At 43.0% G+C, this 6,410-nt stretch carries 5 protein-coding genes; all 5 read left to right on the top strand.

Annotated elements, in window-relative coordinates:
- Positions 1-991 (top strand): M20 family metallo-hydrolase (locus tag ACEQ1T_RS21105; RefSeq protein WP_370224611.1); only part of this gene is annotated, 991 nt, incomplete at its 5' end.
- Between the two features lie 21 nt (positions 992-1,012).
- Positions 1,013-2,323, top strand: coding sequence for a hypothetical protein (locus ACEQ1T_RS21100; RefSeq protein WP_370224610.1), 1,311 nt, complete (start codon positions 1,013-1,015; stop codon positions 2,321-2,323).
- 446 nt (positions 2,324-2,769) lie between these two features.
- Positions 2,770-4,248, top strand: a complete 1,479-nt coding sequence (locus ACEQ1T_RS21095; protein WP_370224609.1) for an extracellular solute-binding protein — start codon at positions 2,770-2,772, stop codon at positions 4,246-4,248.
- Positions 4,249-4,318: 70 nt separating this feature from the next.
- Positions 4,319-5,311 carry an ADP-ribosylglycohydrolase family protein gene (locus ACEQ1T_RS21090; RefSeq protein ID WP_370224608.1) on the top strand — a complete coding sequence of 331 codons (993 nt, stop codon included), beginning with the start codon at positions 4,319-4,321 and terminating at the stop codon, positions 5,309-5,311.
- On the top strand, positions 5,311-6,351 hold the full coding sequence (locus ACEQ1T_RS21085) for an ADP-ribosylglycohydrolase family protein (protein ID WP_206840000.1): 1,041 nt from the start codon (positions 5,311-5,313) through the stop codon (positions 6,349-6,351). The genes ACEQ1T_RS21090 and ACEQ1T_RS21085 overlap by 1 nt, the downstream gene beginning before the upstream one ends.
- Positions 6,352-6,410 lie beyond the last annotated feature (59 nt).

The raw sequence follows: 6,410 nt of genomic DNA, 5'->3' as shown, positions 1-6,410 counted from the left end.
CGGGGGTGGCTATGATGGAGTGGCCGGCGTCCTTTGCGGTCTGGCTGCCGTGAAAGTTTTGAAGGAAGAAGGGTTCCAGCCTGCTTCACCAATAGAAGTCATTTGTTTTGCTTCTGAAGAATCCTCCCGTTTTGGCGTATCAACCATTGGCAGCAAGGCAATGAGCGGCCTTCTTAATAAGAATGAAGTGGAAGATGTAACGGATGAAGATGGCATCACCATCCGCCAGGCAGTCGAGGACATGGGACTGTCATGGGATGCAATTGAAGAAGCTGAGCGGCCGGAGTCAGCTTTAAAAAGTTTTATCGAGCTTCACATTGAACAGGGAACCAGAGTGGAGGATGCCGGCGCAGACTTTGGAGCAGTAACGGCAGTTGCCTGTCCAATCCGCTTAAAGGTAATCATCAATGGACAGATGGGGCACACTGGAACGACGCCGATGGGCAAACGAAAGGACGCCTTTGTAGCGGCTGCACCTCTCGTTCCATTCATATCAGAGACAGCTCTTTCTTTATCGGATTCCAATGCAGTGCCGATTGTGGCAACAGCAAGCACCTTTGAACTAAAGCCGAACGCCATGAATGTGATTCCCGGAACAGTTGAGCTTGGAGTCGATATCCGCAGTGTGGACGATTTGCTGAAAAAGGAAATGGAGAAGCTCATACGTGAAAAATGTCATCAGCTTTCGGAAGCTTTTGGTGTTAAAATAGAAGTAAAAACGCTTGTTCATAATCCATCCGTTCAGCTGGATGATACAGTGATGCGGAAACTCCAGCATTCAGGACAAGCGTTAGGATACAAAGCATTGGTGCTTGAAAGCGGTGCCGGCCATGATGTCATGAATATGGCTGCCAAATGGCCTTCAGGGCTTTTATTCATTCCCTGCAAAAATGGGCTCAGCCACCATCCTGATGAATTTGCCTCTATTGAAGATCTGGAAATGGGAACAAAGATTATCGCTCAATATTTAAAAACTGAAACAAGCATCTAAAGAAGAAGCAGGTGGAAAAAAATGAAGATTCGCGTTGGGGTAGTAGGGCCGGGAGACTCCGTTGGACACATTCTTGCCTTGTCGCGTGAATACAGCGAGCTTGAAATGATTCCATACATTTATAAGGAAACAAAAGAAACGGAAAAGATTATCAGGGAACATCAGACGGAAATCGATTTATGGTTTTTCTCCGGACAGGCCCCTTATTATTACGCGCGTTCAAAAGGGCTGATTGGGGAAGAAAACGCCCATTATCCCCCTCTATATGGCTCCAGTCTGCTGGGAACACTCCTTGAAGCGCATATCAGGGAAGGCGGATTTCAGCAGGCAAGCCTGGACACCATTCAGGAATCGGAGCTTGATATACTAAAGAATACATATTTTTTAGGAGATTTAAACATTCAGGCTTTTTCCTATAATGAGTACGAACCAGCCGAGGAAATTATCCGCTTTCATAAGAAGCTTTTTGAGGAAGGAAAAACGGAGGTCGCATTGACTTGTGTCCAGGAGGTACATGACCGGCTTCGGGAACAGGGAATCCCATGTTACCGGGTGGTCCCTTCTCCTGTCGCCATTAAACTTGTACTCCGCTACCTAAGGGAAAGAGGCCAGTCCAACTGGTATAAGCGCTCCCAGATAGCGATTATGGGAATGGAAGTCGTTCACTCTGCAAGCTCACTGGAAGAGCAGCATTTCACCTATGAAATGAAGCGGCATGAGCTGGAAATCAAGCAGGTTATGCTTGATTATGCCGAAAAAGTGCAAGGCTCATTTGTGCAGATCGGGGATGGTCTATTCTTTATTTATACAACCCGGGGCGAAATGGAAATGCATTTTCAGGAAGCCTCCATGTACTCTCTTATTGAAGAAGCGAAAATCCACAGCAAGCTGAAGGTGAGGATCGGTGTCGGCTACGGGCTGACGGCATATGATGCAGAGCAGAATGTCCGGCTCGCCCTCCAATATGCCAGGGATCAGAAAGCTTCGCCTGTGGTTAGTGTCGATGAAACCAAACAAATTAAGGAACACCTTTCGGAAAGCGGCGAGGAGGCGGTTTCCTACCAGCAGCGCATTTGGGGAGAGGAATGGGAAGAACGCTTTAAGGGCGCCAAAATCAATCCGGCAATCGTATCCAAAATCGAATACCTTTCAAGGCACTATCAAAAAAAGATAGTCACTGCGCAGGAAGTCTCAAGATGGCTGAAAAACACCGAACGCAACTCGAGGAGGATTATGGCGGAGCTCGAGCGGCTCGGGCTTGCCAAAGTAACGGGTGAAGAACAGCCTGGACAGCGCGGGCGGCCGCGGAAGGTTTATGAGTTGAAGTTATAGGCCATGATTTTAGTTGGTTTAAGGTAACGCACGAATGGAGTATAATGGAAATTAGGAAGTCCCCTTTAATCTTCAGAGTATCTTCGAGATTATAGGGGATTCTGTTTTAAATTAATCCGATTTATTCCTAACAGATTTTCCAAATTAATTTGAATTTTTAGTAGTTGACTTTAAAACCACTTTCAATTATTCTAAAAGGGAATATAATATGTAACCGGTTACATAAGAGGTTATAATAAGTTGGCATCACACTCTAACAACATCTGTTGATTCAAAATTGTTAGGAACAACCTTTTATAGCTAAATATGTAACCGGTTCCACACCATTGTGATTCTGTAAGCTTTTATATTATCAATCTTCTTATAAGCATGAAGGACAAAGGGGGTACAATCATTCGCCGATTCAATTTGTTTATGAAAAATTAACTTTTTTAGGGGGAAAAGTGATGAGAAAATCTTTTATAGCCATATTAAGTCTTATTATGGTTTTGGGTTTACTGGCGGCTTGTACAAACAAAGAAGAAGCAGGTCAGGGAGATAAAAAAGATAAAGGGGGAGCCACAACAATCCGTGTTGTAATGAAGGATGATAACAGCTCTAACCCTGTATCAGAAAAATATTATGATGCGATTGAAAAAGGGCTCCTTGAAGATGAAAATATTAAAGTAAATTTTGAATTAGTCGACCTCCCGCAAGGCAACTATGCTGAGAAGTTAAACTTACTGCTCAATAGCGGCGATATTCCTGACATGATTTATTTCCAAGGCGGAGATCAAGCCATGGCTGATCAAGGTTTATTAGAGGATTTAAGACCTTACATCAAGGAATCAAAATATCTTAAGGATATCGTTCAGCCATTTAACGAAAAAAGACTTGAAAATTATCCTTATCTGCTATGGATTAAACCACTTGCTCCTAAAGTTCCTGTCATTAGAGGAGACTGGTTTAACAAAATGGAAACTTCTAAAGCACTAAAGGAAAATCCAACTGTGGACAATTACTATGCATTTTTCAAAGAATTAGTTGAAAAACAGCCTGGCGGCGATAAACCTAAATATGCCATTACAGTTGCCGGTGACATAGCAGAAATCGACTATATGTTTGATATGGCTTTTGGGATCGATAAGACTTGGCTGCAAAAAGAAGATGGATCTTATGAATACGCAAGAGTTTCAAAGCAGCAAAAAGAAAAGCTTGAATTCTATAATAAGTTATACAAAGAAGGTCTTTTGGATCCCCAATACTTAACAAAGCAATGGGATACGAAAGAAAAAGCATTCTTTGATGGAGATGCTGCGATCATCCCAGGTACAGCTGGTAAGGTAATCGATATTTATGAAGGCAAAATGGTTCAAGTAAGCGGAGAAGAAGCTTCACTAGTCATGCTGCCGCCTGCGAAGGGCGAGTATCAAGGATTTGGTGCTACGGATGTTACAAAAGAATCAAGAGGTATTGCAATCTCTGCTAATTCTGAGAATAAGGATCTTGTGTTTAAGATTCTAGATTATATGGCAAGCCCTGAAGGACAAATGATCGACCGATTCGGATTCGAAGGCGATCATTATAATGTAGTGGATGGAAAACTTCAGCTTACTGATAAATATTACAGTGAATGGTTTGCTAGATTCTGGGAGCCAGCTGATTATACTCCGGCCACTCCAGTAGATGATACGACACCATTATTAAGTGAATCTGCGGAAAAATCACTTCAATCAGCAGAAGAGTTTTATGCAGAAGACAATAGCTTCATAATCCCGGAAGAATATGTAGCTAACTGGGATGCTATGCAAAACCTGTATATGGAATTTACAACGGACATCATTACTGGCAAGCGTCCAATCTCTGATTTCGAAAAATTCGTTAAAGAGTGGAACGAAGCAGGCGGAGAACAGATTACAGAACTTGCAAATAAAAATTTAAGATAATACTAAAAAAATAGTGGAGACTCCGTTCTCCACTATTTTTTTAGAAAACTTTAGCATAGGGGGACCTCATTTGGATTTCGAACAATGGTATAAGCGAGTATATGGCTGTTTAATAGGATTATCAGTGGGTGACGCGTTGGGAGCTCCAACGGAAGGCTTGGCTTTGGAAGAGATACGGGAAAAATATGGATGGATCAATGACTTTGTCAATGATGATCCAGTTGGAACAGATGATACCGAATACACCATGCTGACAGCAAAAATTATCTTAAAATATGGAAACAAATTAAACTATGAGGATATGACAAGAGAATGGACTAACTATCTTGTTTCCCAGGAAGGCGGCTTTAAAGGCGGCGGCTTTAGTGAAGTTGAGGCTATCTTTAATCTGCGAAAAGGGCTTTCTGCTCCTGCCACAGGTGTCGATAATCACCAAATGTGGAGTGACGGGGTGGCCATGAGAATTTCTCCGATTGGCATCTATTGTGCAGGCGATCCGGAGGAAGCGGCCAGGCTGGCTGAGATTGAAGCTAGAGTAAGCCACGACCGGGATGGAGTATATTGCGGTCAAGCTGTGGCCGCAAGTGTTGCTTACGCCATGACGGGAAACGATTGGCAAAAGGTAATTGAAACAGGAATGAACCACATACCTAAGGATTCCTGGACATATCGGAAAATCGACGAGGCTGTAGAAATTGGCACAAAGTATACGAATGTTCAAGATGCTATGGAGGAGCTCTACAATAAGATCTCTATTTTCTACTATCCTTGGGCCGATATGGGACCGGAAGCTATTCCGCTCGCTTATGGTGTGTTTGCTGCAGCAAAGGGTGAGTATATTCCTGCTGTCCTGGGCGGAGTCAATATTGGAAGAGATTCTGATACGATTGCGGCTATGAATGGTGCAATGGCAGGAGCATTACATGGTGCCGATGCTGTGCCAAAGGATTGGCAGGACCGGATTAATATTATTCGCGGACGTTGTGTTTTGGCCATGAAAGGGATAGATGTCCGTGATATTGCCAGAGATTTAACAAACGTAATAATAGGAGGAAAAGAGTAATGTCTTATGATAAAATTTACGGTTCTCTTCTCGGGATGGCAATGGGTGATTCGGCAGGCTTTGCTGCGATGTATCATAGATCGCTCGTACTCCCTCCTAAGCGGAGAAATCGTTTATGGAGCTTTAGCCAAATTACGGACCGGCATCGGATTAATAAAATTTCATTGCCCTTCACACATGCCTTGAGCGAGGAAATTTTAGATTTCTGCGGAACAGATGATACAGAATTTGCAATCATCGCGGCCCAAATGATTTTGGATTGCGGGAATGAAATTACGGAAGAAAAATTACTTCATGGCTGGATGAAATATATAGTAGAACCTGAGCAGGAAATTTGGAGCGGAGTAAGTGAGAGAGCTTCTATTGAAAACATCAAAAAAGGAATCCTTCCACCGGCATCTGGCAATGACAATCCACATCACTATGATGATGGCTCAGTTTCACGTGCGGTTCCAATCGGTCTTATATATAAAAACCAGCCTGAAAAAGCTGCAAGTACAGCACAAAAAATGGCTTCTATCACAAATGCTGAAGATGGCGTCTATGCAGCCCAGGCAATGGCTGCCAGTATAGCTGTTGCCCTATCAGGTGCTTCTCCGCAGGAAATAGTGGAAGAAGGATTAAAGTACGTACCGGAAAATACCTGGATTTGGAGAAAAATGGAGATTGCCCTAAATGTACTGGAAGAAACCAATGGGGACGGATTTGCAGCCATACCGCTATGGCAAAAACGAGTAGTCAATGCGGTCTATAACTATGCCAATATTGCTCCTGAAACACTTGCAGTAGCCTATGCTATTTTCCTAAGTACAGAAGGAAATCTGCAAAAAGGAATTCAGCTGGCATCATTACTGCCGAAACAGTCCGATAGTATGCCTGCAATGGTAGGTGCTCTATCTGGAGCCTCGCAGGGTGCAAATGCGGTCCCGGAAACGTGGAAAGAAGCATTAGATAAAATTAAAGGAATTTGTATTCCCAGTTTACAAGGGACATCACTAAAAGATGTTGCTGCCAAATTGGCCATCTATGAAAATGCTTAAAGTCTAATATAATAATGTTTTTATAGGATGCACGGTTCACCTTAAGAAAAGAGGAGTAT

Origin of the sequence: Cytobacillus sp. (genome assembly GCF_964223445.1) — a bacterium.
GTDB lineage: Bacteria > Bacillota > Bacilli > Bacillales > Cytobacillaceae > Cytobacillus.
This window is presented reverse-complemented; position numbering and strand designations above follow the sequence as displayed.